The sequence below is a fragment of the Shewanella sp. YLB-07 genome, from assembly GCF_009377275.1.
This window is the reverse complement of sequence record NZ_VOQB01000023.1, coordinates 18,673-40,339: the sequence shown is the minus strand read 5'-3', so window position 1 is coordinate 40,339 and position 21,667 is coordinate 18,673. Positions and strand designations below refer to the sequence as shown.

Genomic DNA, 21,667 nt, shown 5'->3' with positions numbered 1-21,667 from the left:
AAAACCCCCGCAACCTCAGGCAGTGCCTGGTATTAAGGCATATACTTACCACATTGCTCATGGTGCTTGCTCCTGCTTATAGTTGAAAGTAACAGCTACAAGCCTGCAAGATTTGGTGGTGTGGTATGTTTGGCTTATTTTTGTCTGCTTCGGTTATTGTGAACAGGTATTTCGCTAACGGCCTAATATGCCTCTGTTTACTGCTGACCAGTCTCACATCTGCTGTGATGGCAGAGACGCTAACCCGAGGCCCTTACCTTCAGCTAGGCACAGAACACAGCATGACGGTAAAGTGGAGGACGGATGTCACCGGGCCATCGGCTGTCAAATATGGCACCGAACTCAGTAATTTAGCTGGTAACGCCACGGGTCTAGATGAAACCGATCACAGCGTCACTCTCAATGGACTCGCGCCCAATACTCGCTACTATTATGCCGTCCTCGATAATCAAGGCGGCGTGCTTACCGGTGGCGACAGCACACATTTTTTCTTTACCTCGCCAAGTGTCGGTAACACAGAGCTGACTCGGGTGTGGATCATCGGCGATTCAGGTACGGCCAATAGCAATGCCAGAGCCGTGCGGGATGCCTATAAGGCCCGCACAGGCAGCAGTTATACGGATCTGTGGATCATGCTGGGGGATAACGCCTACTCGACGGGCACAGACAGTGAGTATCAGGTGGCAGTGTTCGATATTTATCCTGAATTGTTAAAGCAATCTCCGCTCTGGTCAACCCTTGGCAATCACGATGGTGCCACTGCCGACTCTGCAAGCCAGCAAGGGCCCTACTATGATATTTTTACCTTGCCAACAAACGGTGAGGCGGGCGGTGTACCGTCGGGCACCGAGGCCTATTACTCGTTCGATTATGGTCAAATTCACTTTGTCTGTTTAGAGTCATATGAGACCAACAGATCCGCTAGCGGCGCCATGTTGACCTGGTTAGTTAATGACTTAGAAGCCACCAGTCAGCCCTGGATAGTCGCTTACTGGCATCACCCGCCATATACCAAAGGCTCTCATGATTCTGACTCAGAAAGCCGTTTAATCGAGATGCGGGAAAATGCACTGCCAATTTTGGAATCATATGGCGTCGACCTGGTGCTATCGGGACACAGTCATTCCTATGAGCGTTCATACCTTATCGACAGTCACTATGGTCATTCGTCTAGCTTCACAGAAGCGATGCAGCTAGACGCGGGTGATGGCAATAAAGCGGGTGATGGCAGTTATCAAAAAATGGCTCAGATCCAGCAAGCCAACAATGGCGCCGTGTATCTGGTTGCGGGCAGCTCGGGTAAAATTTCAGGAGGGGCGCTCAATCATCCTGCCATGTACGCTTCGATCAATCTGCTTGGCTCGGTTATTTTAGAGGTTATGAATAATGAGCTGACGGCCACCTTTATTGACAATACTAATGCCATTCAAGATGAGTTTACCCTGACGAAGGGGCCGGATGTCCTACCGCCGACAGTGACGTCAATTCAGGCGATGGACTCTATGACAGTGAAACTGAATTTCTCCGAAAACCTAACCCAAGCCAGTGCGACAGATATGTCCCATTACCTACTGGATAAGGGGGCGAGTGTTATATCGGCGCAATTAAGTGCCAATCAGCGTCAAGTGACTCTGATCACATCAGCGCTGGTGCCATCACAAGTCTACACCTTGACCATCAATGGCATTCAAGACATCTCTCTTAATACTATTGCCGCCAATACTCAGCAGGAATTTACCTATATCAACCTGATCACCATAGAGTTTCAGGATGGTGTCAGCCCTGAACTCAGCTACAGTGGCACCCGTGATGCTTATATTAGTGAGCTCAATATAACGACTAACTATGGTGCGAACACCAATCTCTATATCGACGGTGACGATGGGGCCGGTGTCGATCTTTCGAGCCTGCTTAGCTGGGATATAAGCCAGATCTCCTCCGATGCAATTATCGAGTCTGTGGCCATAACCTTGGAGGTTTTTAATCCATCTTCAAGTCAATATGAGGTTTACCCGCTTAGCAGAGCTTGGGTTGAAGGTGAGGTTTCTTGGGATCAATATGCCACAGCTCAGTCTTGGCAGCTTGCTGGTGCTCAAGGGCTTGGCGATCGCAGTTGGGGAGCTTTAGCGACTATCTCTCCATCGACAGGCTTGTTTACGCTCAACTTTAATGAAGCTGGCATTACACTGGTTCAGTCTTGGCTTGATGACTCGGTCACCAATTACGGGGTTATCTTAGCTAATACCTCGTCCAGCGATGGCGCCGACTTTTACTCGAGGGAATCGAGCAGTTTTCATCCAAAATTGACTCTGGTCTATTCAATGCCTGAGCCTGAAGGGGATCTTGTGCCACCCACTCAAGTTGAAAACCTAGTGTTGATGTCTGTGGGTACCGATACCGCGTCGATTTCATGGGATGCAGCGAGCGATAATCTGGCTGTAAGCGGATATAAAATTTTTCGCGATGATGTGATGCTCACCACGTCGACTGATACGAATTTTAATGACAGCGGCTTAACGGCTTCGACAAGTTATATTTATAAAGTCGTCGCGTTCGATGGTGCCAATAATGAGTCAGTTCCCAGTATCGGCTTGGATGTGACCACTCAAGCTGTGACTGCTTCACTTCATATAGAAGACATTGGCTTGGCGATAGAATCCGTTAACAAGAAAAAGCTCAGGGCAAGGGCCGAGGTGTTAGTGGAAGATAGTGTGGGCATACCTGCTGCCAATGCTAGCGTTCAAGGCACTTGGTCGGGTCTGTCTAGCTTATCTGTGTCTGGGGTGACAACGAGTGGAGGTAAGGTGAGCTTTGGCTCAAGTAATGTGAGCAAGAACAGCAGCGGGCAATTCATCTTCTCGGTTAACTCAGTTAGCCTCACCGGATACGGTTATCAAGAGAGTGATAATCTTGAGACCAGTGATTGTATTGGCCCAGATGCCAGCCCATGTGATGGCCAGGGTGATGGTCTGAGTGCGCCAATGGGATTATCCGGCAGTTTCGATGGCAATCAAGTCTTACTTGATTGGAGCCCTGTACCTCAAGCGACACATTACTACGTTTACCGCTTGGGAAGTTCAGCTAATGACTATAGCCTTTTGGATCAATCATCAACAAGCAGTTATCAAGACAGTGGGATTAGCTTTAATACCAGCTATTACTACAGTGTTTCGGCAAGTGATGACATGTATGAATCGGATTGGTCAGCAGAAGTCCAGGTGACAACGACTATCTCTCCTCCCACAGTGTTAACAGCCGATGGTGTGTCTTTGTCTCTTAAGAGAAAAGGGCGAGCTTATGATGTTATCGCACAAATCAGCGTGAAAGATGATTCTGGTAATACTGCATCGCAAGCCTTGGTGAGCGGCGAATGGACCTTAGCCGATGGCCCTAAACTGGCGGATTCAGGGACAACAAGTGAAGCTGGAACCTTAATCCTCAAGCTGACTAAAGAGTCGGCAAAGAGTGGCGACATCTTCTTTTTTACCGTGACAGATATTGAACGAGGCTCAGATAGCTTTGATGGCGTAATGACCTCAAGCTCTGTGACTGTGCCTTAATGATGAACGCTGAAGTGATGGCAATATTAGCGATGAAAAGAGTTATGAAGATATTAATTGGCGTATGTCTCAGTTACAGCCTATTTTGTTCAGGGCTTGCGGGTGCCCATGCCCAGCTCGATGTTCGGGTTCAGCATATGAATGACTTGCTTGCCCCTGATTTGAATGCCCAATTAGCCTCCCAGACTAATAATGCCCACCTATTGCTGCAGCGTGGCGAGCTTCATAGTGAAAATCATCATTGGGGCTTAGCCTGGCAAGATTTTCAAAGCGCCATGGATAGCACTGACGATGCCAACCTGCGTATCGATATCTGGTTTTACATGGGAAGAATGAGGTTGCAATCCGGAATGCCAGACGAGGCCTATAACTTGCTATCTAAGGTGATCAAACTCGAGCCAAGTTATAAGTCGGCCAGGCTCAATCTGGCGCGCACTTATATAGAGCTCAATGATTATAGAGCGGCCGTCGATGAGATGGATATTTTTATGAGCCTGTTACAGCGGCCCACCCCAGATCAATATATAGAACGTGCGAATATGGCAGAGCTGATAGACAATGATGGGGAGGGCTTGGTCATCGAGGGGCTTAATGAAGCTGTTAATCAGTTAGGCCCTATCGTCAGTCTAGTGGACTTGTTAGTCGACAGTTATCTTGAACAAGATAAGCGCGAAGAGGCGTTGAGGGTTATCGAGCTGTTGCCCCATGACGTTAATAGCTTGCCTCGTTGGCAACTTAAGAAAGGAGATATCTACCAAGAGCTGAAGCAATATCTTGATGCCGAAACTGCTTATAAATATGGTTTAAACAGTATAAGCCAGATGCCTGAACATCGGCGTTTAACACCTGCAATAGAGGATTTAAAAAGCCAGCTTGAAGCTAAATTCTTAAATTAAATGCTGTTATAAATTACCCTGATTGAGCTCTTCTTAAAAAATTGCCCACTGTGGCCATTGGTCGAATACCCTTATCTTGTTCAACTGGGTATAGTTTTGTTATCAGTCTCTTCCGGTTTTCTGGTGACAGTCTATGGATGCAAGTGAGCTACAGCCAATATCTCAATTTATTAAGGCCCAAGCGCCGTTTGATACCTTAACTGCAGCCGCCCTCGAGCGTTGTTGTAAAAGTTTAACCGTCGGCTATTACAGCAAGGCATCGGCGATAGTGCCTCTGGATGAAACCCATCCTCAGCTTTATATCGTGCGCAGCGGTGCATTTGAGGTGCGAGATGATGATGGCGAGTTAGTCGACAGACTCGGTGAGGGGGATTATTTTGGTTTTCTCTCGCTGCTGTCCGGTGAAAAGGTCAGTAATCGGGTACAGATATTAGAAGATGGTCTGGTTTATCACTTAGATCCCGATACGTTCAATTACCTTCGCGGTGAAAATCGCCACTTCGATCGTTTCTTCAATCGTGCTTTCGCGAAACGGCTTCGCCATCAAGGCCGATTTAAGGCAAAAGAATTGGCTACCACGAGTCGGGTAAACACCTTGATGTCGAAACATCCTTTGGTGATCGACAGCAATTCTACGGTTGGTGAAGCAGCGCAAAAGATGCGTTTGGCGCGGGTTTCTTCGGTGCTGGTTATCGACAATCACCAGCTGGTGGGGATCTTGACCGACAGAGACTTGAGAAATCGCGTGCTGGCTGAAGGGTTAGACGGGCATCTGCCCGTGCATCAGGCGATGACGACCCGGCCGAAGACATTGACATCAAGCTCCCTGGTATTTGAAGCCATGCTGCTTATGAGTGAGCACAGTATTCATCACCTGCCCATCGTAGATGAGGGAAAGCCCATTGGTATCATTACCAGCACAGATATATTACGTGGCCAAAGCTCCCAACCTTTATTGCTTATCGGTGAAATAGAGAGACAAGACACAGTTGAAAGTCTTATTAGCGTGAGTAAGCAGATCCCCTTGTTGCTGCAAAACTTGATCAGTGCCGATGCCAGAGCCGAAGAGATTGGCCGGGTGCTGACGTCGGTGACTGATGCACTGACCAGGCGCCTTATCGTGCTGAATCAGCAGTTACTGGGCGAAGCTCCCATGGCTTTTTGTTGGCTGGCATTCGGTTCTCAGGGGCGACAAGATCAGGCTGCGTGTTCCGATCAGGACAATGGTCTGTTACTCGCCCATGAACCCGATGAAGCGGCGGCGGCTTATTTTGAGGCCTTATCGAAATCGGTCTGCGCCGGACTGGATCTGTGTGGTTATGTTTATTGCCCCGGGGAGATCATGGCGCAAAACCCCCAGTGGCGCCTCACTTTGAAGCAGTGGCAGCATAAATTTGAAACTTGGGTCAATACCCCTGAGCCTAAGGCACTGATGCACGCCAGCATTTTCTTCGATATGCGTCCTGTCTACGGCCCAAGCTCGTTATTTAATGACCTGCAAGATACCGTGCTGGCAAATACCAAGGGCAATGATATCTTCCTTGCCGGTATGGCAGGAAATGCCCTGACCGAGTCGCCGCCCCTGGGCTTTTTCAAGAAGTTTGTTTTAGAGCGTGATGGCCGTGAGGTCAAGGGTATAGATCTGAAACATAAGGGCAACGCGCTTATCAATGACATTGCCCGGGTCTATGCCTTGTCGGCCGGGATCAAGGAGGTAAATACGGCAAAAAGGATCCGAGAATTGATGGATCTCAATATCATCAATCGCAAAGATGCCCTCAATCTGGCCGATGCCCATGAGTTTATCGCCCATATGCGCTTATCCAATCAAGGCTATCAAGATAAGCACTCACAGGAGATCACTAACTATCTCAAGCCCCAGCATCTGTCTTCTCTGGTGCGCCATCAACTCAAGGATGCTTTTAAGGTGGTTCATGATGCTCAGTCCGGCATTAAACTTAAATTTACCCGGAGTTTTTAAGGTGATTAATGAGGTGGTTCATGATGTTCAACTCGGCATTAAACTTAAATTTACCCGGAGTTTTTAAGGTGATTAATGAGGTGGTTCATGATGTTCAACTCGGCATTAAACTTAAATTTAGCCGGAGTTTTTAAGGTGATTAATGAGGTGGTTCATGATGTTCAACTCGGCATTAAACTTAAATTTAGCCGGAGTTTTTAAGCCGTGATCTCTCTGCTGCTCAAATCTCAGTTGTGTTGGCGTGCCTTTCGCTGTCGCTCGGAAGTGATGAGGCAGTATCATCGCGAATTAATGGCCGTGATAAGCCAAGATGTCAGCCAATCTAAGTTAATAGCCCTAGATCTGGAAATGACAGGTCTAGACCCTAATCATGATCAAATTCTCAGTATTGGCTTAATTCCCATTGAAAATAACTTGCTGCTACTCGATAAGGCGGAGCAGAAGCTCATCAAAGTCGACGGCGGCGTGGGTCAGAGCGCGGCGATCCACGGCATCTTAGATAAACATTTGCAAGATGCGATAGACATAGAGGAAGCCATATCCTGGTTTCTTGAAAAGACACTCGGTAAGGTGCTGGTGGCTCATCATGCACCTTTAGATATCAATTTCCTGCAAAACGCCATGAGTAAAACAATCGGAGAGTCAGTTAAGCTTTGCGCGATAGATACCCTGACCGTTGAGCGCAGACGTTTACTGAGAAAGCATGATGTATTAAAAGAGGGGTCCCTGAGGCTAGGTGCGTGTCGTACTCGGTATGGTTTACCTGTGTACGCCGCTCATAATGCCTTGGTCGATGCCTTAGCATGTGGTGAGTTATTGCTTGCTCAGGTTGCAGCTATTGGCCAAGGAGAGCCATTAACGGTTGCCGAGTTACTTGCAATTAAATAACGCACAAACATACTTACAAAGTTCATATTCACATCTTTAGGTTAACTGACTAATCTCGAGTTAAGTTTTTATCTAAGAGGCTTATTTATGGCTTTACCTCTTCTCCTGGTTGGTAGTGCGCTGGGCGCGGTATTTTTGGCCAATGAAAGAGAGAAACGTCATCAGTTGGAGCTGAAGAGGCGCAGCGGCACAGTGCCGGTTCCCGAGGGTAATAATAAGCACGTGGGTCTTCACCCGAGTCTTTGGCAGGCGGGCCATAAGCGGGTTAAACCTTTACCCGGGACTATTATCTGTTGCTTTGTCTATGGCGTGATAGAGCACACAGGGATCTGGCTCGATGATCATACCTTGATAGAGCTCCATGGCAATGGTCTTATCCGCGCTGTATCGACCCAACGTTTCTTAGCCGGACGCACAGGCAGTAAGATCTATATCGCCTGCAGTCATGATCATCGACCGCTGGTGGATGAAGATGCGTTAATCAAAGCAGAGCAGGCTATTTTTACTTATCGGGAATATGACTTGTTTGATAACAATTGCCATCGTTTCGTCTGGTCCTGTCTCAGTGGCAAGGAGGAGTCATTACCGGGCTTTAATGATCTCAATAAACGCCTGTCAGTCCACTTTGGACAGAGTATTTATTGGGATGAAGCGATATTTTAGGATGATTTATCGATAACGCTGACTAAATTGTATTGTCCATTGTTCTAATATAGAAACAATTTTGCCCTAATGTCACTCCTCCTGATGTAGATGTAGTCAACTAAGGGGAAATTCGTTTGAAATTCTTCTTTCCATATGGATGAGATTGATAACTATTGTAAATAACTAATATCCGATTGCGATTGACAGCCCCGTACCATCAAAGATTCCTCATTATTTACTTGACCTCTGCTCCAATTCTTGAAATTTATTGATCCATAAGCCAAATATCTTGGTATTGTTGATTGGTTTTGTGAACATTAGCAACACGCCTTATTGTGCTTTTTGAGTCTGATACTGGCTGCATTTGACCCTATGCGTTGTTTTGTTATACCTAAACGAACTAAAAATAATGGCTATTGCGTGACTGAGTTTACATCTTAGGGATCTGCATTAGAAAACATCACTATCGCCACCAGGAAGACACTATGAAAATCGGAATACCAAGGGAGATCCTCGCGCAGGAGAGCCGGGTAGCCGCGACTCCAGCCACTGTGATACAGCTTAAGAAATTAGGCTTCAGTGTTGTAGTACAAAGCGGTGCCGGAGAACTAGCTAACTTCAAAGATGAAGCGTATCGAGAAGCTGGCGCCGAGATTGTTAGCCTTGAAGATGCATTTCAAGCCGATCTCATACTGAAAGTTAATGCACCGGCTATCAATAGTGATACGGGCGTTGACGAGGCCGATCTATTAAAATCCGGTGCGACAGTAGCAAGTTTTGTATGGCCGGCTCAGAATCCTGAGCTGCTAGAAAAATTCAAGGCTAAAGGCATTAACCTACTCGCTATGGATATGGTGCCACGTATTTCACGTGCGCAATCCCTCGATGCCCGTAGCTCTTTAGCCAACGTCGATGGTTACCGCGCCGTTGTCGAAGCTGCGAACCATTTTGGACGTTTCTTCACCGGACAAATCACAGCGGCGGGTAAAGTGCCGCCGGCAAAAGTCTTAATTATCGGTGCTGGTGTTGCCGGACTTTCAGCCTTAGGCGCCGCGGGAAGTATGGGCGCCATAGTGCGAGCCTTCGATACTCGTCCCGAGGTGAAAGAGCAGATTAATTCCATGGGCGCCGAGTTCCTGGAACTGGATTTCGAAGAGGAGTCTGGATCCGGTGACGGTTATGCCAAGGTCATGAGTAAGGCATTTATCGATGCCGAGATGGAGCTCTTCCGTCAGCAGGCCAAAGATGTCGATATTATTATCACCACGGCACTCATTCCCGGTAAGCCGGCTCCCAAGCTTATTCTTGAGGACATGGTCTACCTGATGAAGCCCGGCAGTGTGATTGTCGATCTCGCAGCGGCCAATGGCGGCAACTGTGAATTGACGGTACCGGGTGAAGTAACAGTGGTGAACAATGTGACCATTATCGGTTACACCGAGCTCTCCCGTCGTTTACCGACTCAAGCCAGTCAGCTATACGGTACTAACTTAGTTAACTTACTTAAAATTATGGTGCCTGAGAAAGATGGTAACTATGAGATTAATTTTGACGATGAAGTGATCCGTGGTTTGACTGCCGTGAAGGAAGGGGAAATCACCTTTCCGCCACCTGTGATCCAAGTCAGCGTTCAACCCAAAGCTAAGGAAGAAGCCGTAGTAGAAGTGGTTGAAGCTAAGCCTAAAAATCCATGGGTTAAGCCAGCTCTTGCCGTTGTCGCCGCGGGTCTGTTTGGCCTGATTGCCAACTCGGCACCGCTTGATTTCATTCAGCACTTCAGTGTATTTGTGCTCTCCTGCGTCGTGGGTTATTACGTGGTGTGGAACGTGAGCCATTCGCTGCATACGCCTCTGATGAGTGTGACCAACGCCATTAGTGGCATCATAGTCGTAGGTGCTCTGGTGCAGATGAACAGTGACAATACCGCTGTTTTAGTATTGTCGGGGATTGCGATATTGATCGCCTCAATCAACATTGCCGGTGGTTTCACCGTCACTCAGCGCATGCTGAAAATGTTCCGTAAAGACTAAGGGGAAAGATTGATATGTCTATAGGATTATTAAGTGCTGCCTATCTTATTGCAGCAGTCTTGTTTATCTTTAGCCTCGCAGGCTTAAGTAAACAAGAAACCGCACAACGCGGTAACTTCTTGGGTATGATCGGCATGGCCATCGCCATAGTGGCGACCCTAGCCAGTACTCAAATTGACGGTAATAGCTGGATCATTACCGGCGCCATGGCTATCGGTGCCGTGATTGGTATCCGTTTAGCGTTAAAAGTCGAGATGACCGAGATGCCAGAACTTGTGGCTATCTTACACAGTTTCGTGGGTCTGGCGGCAGTGTTAGTGGGTTTCTCGAGCACCATAGATCACGGCGCTTTGATGGATGCTATCACGGGGCAAATTGATCCAGTGGCTAAGATTATCCACGATGTGGAGGTCTTCCTGGGGATCTTTATCGGTGGTGTCACCTTTACCGGCTCAATCGTCGCCTTTGCCAAACTTCGTGGCTTGGTGAAGAGTACCCCTAAAGCTCTTCCTGGTGCTCATTGGCTTAACCTTGCCATGTTAGTTGCCTCTGTTGCTCTTGGTATTTATTACATGCAAACCGATGCCATAGCTGCTTTGGTTATCATGACGGCTATCTCGTTTGTATTTGGTTATAACTTGGTATCGGCCATTGGTGGCGCGGATATGCCAGTGGTTGTCTCCATGCTTAACTCATATTCGGGTTGGGCCGCGGCTTCAGCTGGTTTCATGTTAGGTAACGATCTCTTGATCATAACCGGTGCCCTAGTGGGTAGTTCGGGCGCCATCCTGTCCTACATCATGTGTAAGGCGATGAACCGCTCATTCATCTCGGTGATTTTAGGTGGTTTCGGTGCCGAAGGTGGTACTGTGGTTATTGGCGATGGTGAGCAAGGTGAGCATCGTGAAACTCAGGCTGAAGATGTGGCTGAGATGCTCAAGAATGCGCGCACAGTCATCATAGCCCCAGGTTATGGCATGGCGGTGGCACAGGCTCAATATCCAGTGGCTGAAATAACTAAGAAACTGCGTGATCTAGGTGTGAAAGTTCGTTTTGCCATCCATCCTGTCGCGGGTCGTCTTCCTGGTCACATGAATGTCTTGTTGGCCGAAGCAAAACTGCCCTATGACATAGTGATGGAGATGGACGAGATCAATGATGACTTCGCCAATACGGATGTGGTGCTGGTTATTGGTGCTAACGATACTGTAAATCCTGCCGCGAAAGAACCTGGCAGTCCGATTGCCGGTATGCCAGTACTCGAAGTGTGGAACGCCGATAACGTGGTGGTTTTCAAGCGCTCTATGGCGACCGGCTATGCCGGGGTCCAGAACCCGCTATTCTTCAAAGAGAACACTGAGATGCTGTTTGGCGATGCTAAGGATACAGTGTCTAAGATTTTAGCCAGCATCTAAGAGCTTCTGCCTAATTGTTAGTCTAAGTGTTAATCGATAAATGCCAGTCAGAGATGACTGGCATTTTTTATTGCAATAAAATTTACAATATCTTTTATTAACTGAACCTTAAAAAATTGATTTAAATCAATACTCAATAGATATCGCCTATTCTTATTGAGTTAATCACGCCTATTTCATGTCGTGTTTTTACTGGTAAATGTGATTTATATCAATATACTTACTTGGTATTCGACGTTTTCTAACTTAGATCTCTAACGTTAAGCACGAATATTTACTATGCCAATCCTATAGAAAATTAACCGTCAGCTTCATGATGAACTTTTCCGATTAAAGACTTTTTTGAATTTACTACTTACAGTTCATTCGATGGATTAGGCATGCCTGAACAAAATCAATACAAAAGGAAAGACTATGTCTAGATTCGATCTTTCGCGTCGCTCGTTTATCAAACAATGTGTGGTGGGCGGAGTCGCCGTCTACAGCGCGCCTATGCTGTTTAACGCAGGCAAGGCGAACGCGGCAATGATTTCTGATGAGTTGATGGAGCAGTGGAAAGGGACGGGTAAGCCTAAGTTTCGCCTAGATGGTGTCGCCAAAGTCACCGGGCAGAAGATTTATGGTCGCGATTATCGCGCCATGGACATGGATGGCTGGCCAGATATTCAGCACTATGGCTTTATTTTACGTGCTAATAAAGCGGATCACCGCTTTGAAGGCATAGATCTTTCCGCTATTCCGGAAAGTGCCAAGCCAAGCCTGATCATTACCTCTGCAACGCTTAAAGATGCGGGCATTAAATTGCCGGGCTTTTTCGGCGATAAGATGCTGCTAGCTAAAGGTCAAACGCCTGATTACTTAGGTCACGCCGTTGCCCTGCTGATATTCAATAACTTTGCTTCTTTTAAAGCCGCTAAGACCAGATTGCAGTTTAGCGATAGCGCCGTTATTTATGGTGAGAAAACGCCATTAACCAGTGAGAGCAAAGATCCCTTAGCCAGTTGGCGTATCGTTCGCTCTGAAGGGCAAAATGGTGCCAATGGCGTGGATAATTACAGCACCTTGAGTGATGGTCTGTTTTTCCCTAATTATGTCGATCATCAGGCGGTCTGGCCTACAGATGGTGATAAATCTGGTTCAACGGGTCAGCGCGCTATCTATTATGCTAATGCAATGGCGAAACAGATGGACGAAGAAGACTGGTTTATCTTCGAGCAAGATTATCAGACTCAGTCTATCGAGCCCATGATGATGGAGCCTGAGGCGTTCAATGGCTGGTTCGATCGTGCCAGTGGCACTCTACACACTGTGCTCACTATTCAATCTCCCCATGATTTTTATCTGCAAGCCGGTGAGATGATTGAACACAGCCAATATAAAGGTCAGATCACTAAGCTAGTGGTGCATTCTCCCTTTATTGGCGGCGGCTTCGGTGCAAAAGATCACTCCATATTTCCTTATTATGGCCTGATGGCATCTCTGCTCACTGACAAACCTGTGCATATCGCCAACGATAGATTTGAGCAATTCCAATCGGGGCTGAAACGCCATCCGTTTAAGATGCACCATAAGCTGGCCATCGATAAGAAAACCCTTAAATTTAAGACATTAATCTCGGACATGGTGATTGATGGTGGTGGACGCTTAAACTTTACCGGCTCTGTGACTATGGTGGGTGCCAGTGCACTGCAAGGTGTGTATTATCTGCCGCAAAATGACATCACCGCCGTGGCGCATCCATCGCAAAATCCGGACTGTGGTTCGATGCGAGGTTATGGCACCTTACAGTCTATGTCATCTATGGAGATGATGGTCAACGAGTCGGCAGAGAAACTCAATGTTGACCCCTTCAAGCTCAGGCTCGCCAATCTCATGCAGCCAGGCTATCGTAACACCCAGGGTGCTATTCCCAATGGGGCGCTGCGTTATCAGGAGATGTTGGAGCTGGCGCAAAAGCACGATATCTGGGTTAACCGCGAACAGAAAAAACAGCAGTTTGAAGCGAAAAATCCAGGCAAAAAATACGGTGTAGGCTTTGGCATAGTCACCAAAGATTATGGCACCGGGGCTAATGCACCTTCGACCCAAGTTTCTATCACTAAAGAAGGCAAGATTATTATCCGTCTCGCTTCGATGGAGATGGGAACCGGCACAGACACCTCCCAAGGCACGCTCGTTCAGCAGTATTTGGGTAATATGGCCGATGAGGTATTCCTCGGTGAAGTGACGCTTTGGGATGTGATGAAGCTCAAAGAGACCGACTCTCCCTATTTTATCTCGCAAGATAAGCAAGATGAGATGCAGAAAGATCCTCGCTGGACGCCGTCTATCGCGATGGCCTCTTCGGCGTCTCAATCTTCATATTTTCAGAGTCACACCACAAGTATTGCCGCCAAAATTGTTTTCGAACAAGGCTTATGGCCCGCGGCAATTGAGATCTGGCGAACCCAATTTTTCAATAATGACCACGCGGCTCCTGACTTTACCGATGTTAACAATGCCCATTGGGTTGACGGTAAGTTAACGGCGGCAGGTTACCCACCACTGTCTATCGATATTCTTGCTCATAAAGCCCACACCATGGGACTCGTGACCGGGGTGATGGTTCACGCATTTAACCGTTGGTCTTGGGCCGAGAGTGAATTTGTCATCGAAGGTAAGAGTAACAAGTTATCCATCGATGCCTTAGCCCTTCAATACGGCAGTGGTGCCAGTGAAAGTAAGCAAGCCTTGATGGCCAAGAGCGGCTATCACTTACTCGATAGAACCCAAGTGAGCTACCCAGCGACGGCTATGAATCATGCCATGGTGACTTACTATGCACCGTGCGCCACCCTATGTGAAATAGCCGTGCAAGAAGGCAGCGGTGAGGTCGAAGTATTGGCCACCCATACTTGGCTGGAATGTGGTCGGGTAATTGTCGAGAAATTAGTCGAAGGCCAGATAGAAGGCGGCCTGGTGATGGGGCTGGGCCATGTGCTGCATGAGTACCTGCCATTGGGTGAAGAGGGCGCGGGTAACGGCACCTGGAACCTCAACCGTTATCAGGTTCCGCTGGCTAAGCATGTGGGTGTGTGGAATTTAACCCATACCATATTGCCGCCGTTGTCGGAGTCAGATCCGACCAAAGGCATGGCGGAAGTGGTGATGATCCCTATCGTTCCGGCCATCGTGGAAGCGGTTTATCAGGCTATAGGGACGCGTTTCTATCATCTACCTATCAGTAAGAAAGAGATTAAGAAGGCATTATCATGAGCACTATTGCACTGAGTATTAACAACAAAGCCATAGGTCCAATTGAGACCAGTGACGATATCATGATGATTGAATTTCTTCATGAGCATCTGAATATGACAGGGACCAAATTCGGTTGTGGTGTGGGTGTCTGTCATGCCTGTACTGTGATCGTCGATAACGAAGATGGCTCCAGTGAATCCGTGCGTACCTGTATCAATGGTGTGTCGAGATTTAATGGCAAGAAGATCAGAACTATCGAAGGTCACGCCAAGGAGAATGAATTTGGTGAGATCATTAAGCTGTCTCCGGTGCAGGAAACCTTTATCGAGAACTTCTCCTTCCAGTGCGGTTGGTGTACCTCAGGTTTCGTCAATGAGACGACTGTCTTGGTTGAGCGATTAAAGCTGATGCCAATTCGTGTGAGTGAGATTGAAACCGTAATCGAGAAAGCCTTAGGCGATCACGTCTGTCGCTGCACTGGGTATGTTAAATACTACAAAGCGGTGAAAGAGTTAATCTTATCGACAGAAGGACTCACACGCTCATGAAGATCAATTTAAATGCATTTACATTATCGGCGCTGTTTCTGGCCTTGCCTCTGACAGTCAATGCCGCGCAGGATGAGTTGGTCGAGCAGGGCAAGTATCTTGCGAAACTTGGCGACTGTACCGCCTGTCATACCATAGATGAGGGCCAGGCCAATGGTGGCGGTCTGCCATTTACGACTCCTTTTGGCATAGTGTATTCCACCAATATCAGCTCAGATGAAGAGTTTGGTATAGGCCATTACAGCTTGGAAGATTTTACCGATGCGATGCGGGGCGGTGTAGCACCTAAGGGGAATCTCTATCCTGCCATGCCTTACACTTCTTATCATCTGCTGATGGACCAAGATATCGAGGCCCTGTACCGCTATTTTTTGAGCACTAAGCCGGTGAAACAGAAAAACAGGGACAATGACCTGATGTTCCCAACCAATATTCGTTTTGGGCTTAAGGCCTGGAACTTGGTGAATCACGACTCAAAGGTCTTCGAGGCTGATGCTGATAAGAGCGAGAAGTGGAATCGAGGCAGCTACATCGTCAATGGCCTAGGCCATTGCGGTGAGTGTCATACTCCAAGAGATGTCATGTTTGCTATGGATCAGTCCAGGCATTTTGAAGGTGAGCTTATTGGTGGCGCTGAAGCGTCCGACATTACCCCGAAAGAGTTAAACCGTCAGGGTTGGACTAAGCAAGACCTTGACGATGTGCTACGTAAAGGTTACTCGAGAAAAGGCACTGTGTTTGCCGGCATGTATCCCGTTGTCTTCCACAGTTTTAGTCACCTAACCGAGGATGATATGTCGGCTGTGACCAGTTACTTATTGGATAATGATGCTGAAGTCACGGCTAAGAGTGATACCTTCAATGGCCACGATAAATCAGATCCAGGATATAAGCTTTACAGTGGGTATTGCGCCGGTTGTCATGGCATCAATGGTGAAGGAAAGCCCAATGTGAGCCCTGCATTGATTGCTAATGCCACCATAGACAAGGTGGTGCCAATCAATACCCTGTCTGTGATGCTCAATGGCGTAGAGGAGCAGAGATACAGTCATACTCATGGTTTTTATGCCATGCCGTCTTATCGTGACACATTGAATGTGAAGCAGTTAACCGAGCTGACTAACTACATACGTAAGGTATGGACGAAGCAGTCATCGGATTTAACTGAGTCTCAGGTCCAGGGCTGGGTGGATAAGATAGAGGACAGCATTGCCGATGCAGCTCACTGATATCTCGGTATTAGAGACCGTATCTGACTGGCTTATTGATCACCGTCAGGTATGGCTCTGCACAGTTGTGAGTACCTATGGGTCTGCACCAAGACCCATAGGGTCCTTGTTTGCGACCGACGGTCAGTCGCGCGCGGGCTCTATCTCTGGGGGATGTCTCGAAGAGGCATTCCTTAAGATGATTAATCAAGGTGAGTTTACCGGACCTGCCTGCTTATTTGACTATGGCAAACACCATAACGAAGAGGGCAGTGTATTCGAGCTTCCTTGCGGTGGCACTATCCGTCTGCTCATAGAGAAGCTGACGCCGAGCCCAGATTCGATCAATCAGCTGTCGGTTTGGCTTAAGGCTGAGCAATCGTGTCTGAGCTATTGTCGCCGGGTTAACCTGGAGTCAGGTTTGAGCCAAATTGAAGCAGAAGGTCAATGTTCAAACCAAGCCGTGTCAGTGGAAGATAAATCAGTATCATTGCACTACGCTCAAGCCTGGAATGTCTTGTTGTTGGGGATAAGCCTGGTGAGTCAGCATCTGGCTCAACTGGCACGCCTTGCTGGTTACACGGTCAAGATATGTGATATTCGCAAAGATCTTGCCGGTGATTGGCAATATGCTTCAGTTAATGGTGGGGTGGATGTGAGCTGGCAATCACCTGATCAATTTGTCGAGCAAAATGTTAACTCCTGCTCTGTGGTTCTTGCTTTAGCACATGACCCTAGGGTGGATGATTTAGGCTTGATGGCGGCGCTGGAGTCTGATGCATTCTATATCGGTGCCATGGGCTCCAAACGCACCACGGCGACGCGAATAGAACGCTTAAAGCGTATCGGCGAATACAGCGAGCAGGATATCTCACGCTTGCATGCGCCCATAGGCTTGGACATAGGCAGTAAAACGCCTGTGGAGATTGCAATTTCTATCATGGCCGAGGTGATAGCTAAACGTAATGGTATTAAGTTAGCTAAGGTTAGTTAAGGTTAGCTAAAGCCGATATTGGTTTTACCTGTCTCTATTTTGTAGCAAAGCGGCTAATAATATTTAGTTGAATGTAATGTCGACCCACAAGGTCGGCATTTTTTGTCTACAGCCTAAGCGCTCTGCAAGCTGAATTCATATTATTAAGCTCACTAAGAGAACGCATACTTATTTTTACGTCATAAATCTGTTTTCTTTCCGTCATGTTAGTGTCATCTATCCTCATTAGAGTTCAGCTCAGAATATGTCAGCAATTAGTCGTACTGAGGATATTATGAGTAAAGCAACCCACGATGGAAATGTGTATAACAAAAGCAATAATGAAGCCTTTTCTGAGGTCTTAGATAAGCACATCTCAAGAAGAAGCATGCTAAAAACCGGTTTAGGCGCAGCGGGTTTTTCACTCTTTAGTGGAATAGGCCTCACGGGCTGTTTTAGCAGCAGTGATACTAAGCCTGATCCAATACCAGAACTTAAATTAGGCTTCGACTCCATCGCAGGTGCCAAGAAAGACAGTGTCATGATTGCGAATGGATACTCGGCTCAGGTACTGGCCCCTTGGGGGACACCGCTCAACGATATGGCTCAGGAGTGGCAGAGTGATGGCAGTAATACTGCATTAGATCAAGCTAACTCGGTCGGTCAGAATCATGATGGCATGTACTTTTACCCGCTAAATGAATCGTCTACAGATGGTTTGTTGTGTATTAATCACGAGTATATTCAGCAAGCTGCACTGCACCCGAATGGAGCGAGTGTCGATCCTACCTCAGGTCTAAGAAATAGCGTCGAAGAGATCAGAAAAGAGATCAATGCCCACGGGATAAGTGTTGTTCGCGTTCAGCTTATTGATGGCAGTTGGCAAGTCATTAAAAACGATGAGCACAACCGCCGATTTACTGCAGCATCAGAAATGATGATTGCAGGACCTTTATCTGGACACGCTGAACTCGTTACACCTTTCTCTCCAACGGGCGAGCGCACCCGAGGCACATCTAATAATTGTGGCAATGGTTTCACTCCTTGGGGCACTTACCTGACCTGTGAAGAAAATTGGCCTGGTTATTTCGTCAACAAGAGTGAGTTAACTGAGCAACAACAAAGAATTGGCATTTCAACCAGTGGTGGTCGTTATGGCTGGGAAGATCTTGCCGGAGATGAAAGTGAGCAAGAAAGTGAGTTTGCTCGCTTCAATATTACGCCAACAGGGAATAACTCGCGGGAAGATTATCGAAATGAAGCCAATGGTTACGGCTTTATCGTCGAGATAGACCCTCACGATCCTCAGTCTGTCGCCGTTAAGCGTACCGCACTGGGACGTTTTCGCCATGAAGGCTGTGCTTATGGCAAGGTGGAAGAGGGCAAGCCAATTGCTTTTTACTCGGGGCATGATGCTCGCTTCGAGTATATCTACAAATTTGTCTCGGAAGCCTTGTGGGATCCTGCCGATGCAGATCGCAGCGATAGATTAACTGTCGGTGCTAAGTACATGGATAAAGGCACCCTGTATGTGGCGCGCTTCAGTGAAGATGGTGTAGGCCATTGGCTGGCGCTAACCTTAGAGGGTGAAACTAAAACTGGCGGTACTCTGGGTGATCATTTCGGCTCTCTGGCTGAGATTATTCTCAATACGGCTGGCGCGGCAGACTTAGTTGGTGCAACTCCTATGGATCGTCCCGAGTGGACAACCGTAGACCCAATCAGCGGCACCGTCTATCTGACTCTGACAAATAATACCAAGCGTGATGAAGTGAATGTGGCCAACCCTAGGCTGGATAACAAGTTCGGTCATATCATTCGCTGGAACGATAGCCAAGATAGTAATGAGTTTAGCTGGGATATATTTGTATTCGGCGCACCCTCAGATGGTGCGGATGATATCAATCTATCTGGCCTGACAGAGTCTAATGAATTTGCCTGTCCCGACGGCTTGGCATTCGATGCTCGGGGCATTCTTTGGGTACAAACCGATAATAGCGGGGCGATGGAAGTTAAAGACAAGACTAACGATCAGATGCTGGCGGTTATTCCGACTAATCTGGTCGATGCCAGTGGCGAAGCCGATATAATCCATACTGATAATCAAAACGAATTGCGACGTTTCTTCGTCGGGCCAAATGGCTGTGAGATCACGGGTCTCACTTTCACACCAGATCAGAAGAACTGCTTCTTGAATGTTCAGCATCCTGGAAACTGGCCTTATAGTATGGATGCCACTGCTGAGACCCCTGAGGGGCTGCTTGTTAGGCCTCGTTCTGCCACTGTGATCATACGCAAAAATGATGGCGGTGAGATTGGTGTTTAATACATTAGTGTAACCGTTAATAGTAAAAAGCTAATGGTGCTGGTAACTAGCCACTGCCATTAGCGATTCTCCTTCCTGCTCATTCATATCTGCCTATGCTTATTCTCTCTAGACCCTAGAGGGTCACTCGATCACCTTCCCCATTACAGACTACTTAAAATAGACTGTTGAATATTTTATACTATGATGTATTGTTGATTAGACACTCGTTGTGACTAACACTTAAGTTTTATTGTCTTCAAACTCAAGTTTTAATGTTAGATATTTAACAACAGATGAATTTACTGTCTAATTATTTTATCAGTTGGAATTATTTAGTACCTAATATCTATTGGTATAAGAGCGAACGCTAAATCTTCCTCAAGCTGACTTCGTGGGAAAAATATATAGGTATATAAAGGATGTATTATGAATAATTCAAAAAAAATAATCTTAAAGAACGATCAAAATAATCACCTGAATGACCAGATAGAAGGCTTTGGAGAGTTTTCAGTGATGAGTGCCAGTAAGAAAGAATATCAAGCTTATAATATCGAGGCTAACATGAGCGACGATGTGACCTGGAACTATGTGCGCGGCTATAACTAGGCTTCATTTCACTAGGCATTAGATTCGGGAGCTAGGAAACTAGGAGCTAGATGTCGGTTGATCCCCCTCTAGCACCATCTGACCTCTAGGGATGGAGGAAATGTCTATAGCTGTAGGGAACCGCTGAGACCATGGTGTCCGGGGATAACTTTTCAGGTAAGGAAGCCTTGTACAAACCCCCTCTAACACCATCCATAGTGTCCGGGGATAAGTACATCCCTGTACAAAAACACCAGCCTAGGCTGGTGTTTTTCGTTGAAGCTTATTGATCGCTAAGTTAGCGGTTAGCCACAGAAGTGCTTAACGGCTTTGCTGACCAGTTCGATACCTGTCTTATCACAAGGGGGAAGCTCGGCATAACTCTCGTTAATAGGCGTGACCCTGTCACCCCATTTGATTAATGCAGCCGCCGAGGTGAGTCCCGCGCCGAAGGCACAAGATAAAATCGTCTGACCAGGCTTAATCTTGCCTTGTGCTAAAGCATCACAGATGGCGATAGGGATAGTTGCCGCCGAGGTATTACCATAGTTAGCTATGTTTACTATGGCCTTCTCTTTCGGGATCTTCATGCGGTTGATGAGGGTATCGATAATACGCTCGTTGGCCTGATGAGGAATAACCCAATCGATATCATCTTTAGATATTTCGCACTTCTCGAGTACCTTAGTGCTTAACTTACCCATGCCGGCGATAGCACGTTTGAAGATCTCTTGACCATTAAACTCAATATAGAAGTCCAATGATGAAGCTTCAAACCTGTCCATTGCCGTACCAAAGGTTGATTTGAGTATATCGCGTCCGGCAGGATCGTTGCTTAGCTCGTAGCCTAAAACGCCGATTTCTTCATCTGTTGCTTCCAACACGACGGCACCCGCACCATCACCGAACAGCACGGCGGTATCACGACGTGACCAATCTAAATAGAATGACAAGCGCTCGGCACCGATAACCAGTACCTTCTTGCACTGACCACTCTTGATCTGAGAACTCGCCAGGCCTACGCCATATAAGAAGCCACTGCATGCGGCATTGATATCAAAAGCAGCACAGGTCGCGCCTACATTGGCTTGAACCGTAGAGGCAATATTCGGGATCAAGGTATCTGGACTGGCAGTAGCAAGAATAATCATATCCAGCTCGCTACCCTCTATGCCCGCAGCGGCAAGTGCATGCTGCGCAGCAACTGAAGCCAGCTCTGAGGTGTTCACGTGACTAATATGACGTTGGCTAATGCCGGTACGTGATTTGATCCACTCGTCTGAGGTTTCGATGAAAGTGGATAGGTCATGGTTCGTTAATGTGGCTGGTGGAACGCATTTTCCCCAACCTGTAATCGTGGCGTACTGCATGTGCTTTCTCTCAAATAAAAAGG

The 21,667-nt window shown here is 47.2% G+C and carries 14 protein-coding genes; 13 read left to right on the top strand and 1 reads right to left on the bottom strand.

Annotated features, from left to right (window positions below; translation table 11 throughout):
* The first annotated feature begins 125 nt into the window (after positions 1–125).
* The 13 genes from FS373_RS30005 to FS373_RS29945 all read left to right on the top strand — a co-directional run bounded on the left by FS373_RS30005 (position 126) and on the right by FS373_RS29945 (position 20,295).
* Positions 126–3,560, top strand: a complete 3,435-nt coding sequence (locus tag FS373_RS30005; protein WP_152831373.1) for a DNRLRE domain-containing protein — start codon at positions 126–128, stop codon at positions 3,558–3,560.
* Between the two features lie 44 nt (positions 3,561–3,604).
* Entirely contained in the window at positions 3,605–4,456 is an 852-nt protein-coding gene (locus FS373_RS30000; RefSeq protein ID WP_144046063.1) for a tetratricopeptide repeat protein, read from the top strand.
* Positions 4,457–4,589: 133 nt separating this feature from the next.
* Positions 4,590–6,437 carry a DUF294 nucleotidyltransferase-like domain-containing protein gene (locus FS373_RS29995; RefSeq protein ID WP_152831371.1) on the top strand — a complete coding sequence of 616 codons (1,848 nt, stop codon included), beginning with the start codon at positions 4,590–4,592 and terminating at the stop codon, positions 6,435–6,437.
* Positions 6,438–6,641: 204 nt separating this feature from the next.
* The gene (locus tag FS373_RS29990) at positions 6,642–7,325 is read left to right on the top strand and encodes an exonuclease domain-containing protein (RefSeq protein ID WP_144046065.1); all 684 of its coding nucleotides are present in this window, start codon (positions 6,642–6,644) and stop codon (positions 7,323–7,325) included.
* Positions 7,326–7,412: 87 nt separating this feature from the next.
* Positions 7,413–7,988, top strand: a complete 576-nt coding sequence (locus FS373_RS29985) for a hypothetical protein (RefSeq protein ID WP_144046066.1) — start codon at positions 7,413–7,415, stop codon at positions 7,986–7,988.
* Between the two features lie 467 nt (positions 7,989–8,455).
* A complete protein-coding gene (locus FS373_RS29980; RefSeq protein ID WP_144046067.1) occupies positions 8,456–10,000 on the top strand; it encodes a Re/Si-specific NAD(P)(+) transhydrogenase subunit alpha in 1,545 nt (514 codons plus the stop codon).
* 14 nt (positions 10,001–10,014) lie between these two features.
* Positions 10,015–11,415: a Re/Si-specific NAD(P)(+) transhydrogenase subunit beta gene (pntB, locus tag FS373_RS29975; RefSeq protein WP_144046068.1), complete on the top strand. Its 1,401-nt coding sequence runs from the start codon at positions 10,015–10,017 to the stop codon at positions 11,413–11,415.
* Positions 11,416–11,829: 414 nt separating this feature from the next.
* Positions 11,830–14,670 (top strand): xanthine dehydrogenase family protein molybdopterin-binding subunit, encoded by a 2,841-nt coding sequence (locus FS373_RS29970; RefSeq protein ID WP_152831369.1) that lies wholly within the window; start codon positions 11,830–11,832, stop codon positions 14,668–14,670.
* A complete protein-coding gene (locus FS373_RS29965) occupies positions 14,667–15,200 on the top strand; it encodes a (2Fe-2S)-binding protein (RefSeq protein WP_152831367.1) in 534 nt (177 codons plus the stop codon). Before FS373_RS29970 ends, FS373_RS29965 begins: the two co-directional genes overlap by 4 nt.
* Complete coding sequence (locus tag FS373_RS29960) at positions 15,197–16,429, top strand: c-type cytochrome (protein ID WP_144046071.1); 1,233 nt, start codon at positions 15,197–15,199, stop codon at positions 16,427–16,429. Before FS373_RS29965 ends, FS373_RS29960 begins: the two co-directional genes overlap by 4 nt.
* A complete protein-coding gene (locus tag FS373_RS29955; protein WP_144046072.1) occupies positions 16,416–17,402 on the top strand; it encodes an XdhC family protein in 987 nt (328 codons plus the stop codon). The genes FS373_RS29960 and FS373_RS29955 overlap by 14 nt, the downstream gene beginning before the upstream one ends.
* A gap of 274 nt (positions 17,403–17,676) precedes the next feature.
* Positions 17,677–19,707 carry a PhoX family protein gene (locus tag FS373_RS29950; RefSeq protein ID WP_152831365.1) on the top strand — a complete coding sequence of 677 codons (2,031 nt, stop codon included), beginning with the start codon at positions 17,677–17,679 and terminating at the stop codon, positions 19,705–19,707.
* A 408-nt stretch (positions 19,708–20,115) separates the two neighbouring features.
* Entirely contained in the window at positions 20,116–20,295 is a 180-nt protein-coding gene (locus FS373_RS29945; RefSeq protein ID WP_144046074.1) for a hypothetical protein, read from the top strand.
* 284 nt (positions 20,296–20,579) lie between these two features.
* On the opposite strand, the gene FS373_RS29940 is transcribed toward FS373_RS29945, so the two are convergent.
* A complete protein-coding gene (locus FS373_RS29940) occupies positions 20,580–21,644 on the bottom strand; it encodes a ketoacyl-ACP synthase III (RefSeq protein WP_144046075.1) in 1,065 nt (354 codons plus the stop codon).
* Between the last annotated feature and the right edge of the window lie 23 nt (positions 21,645–21,667).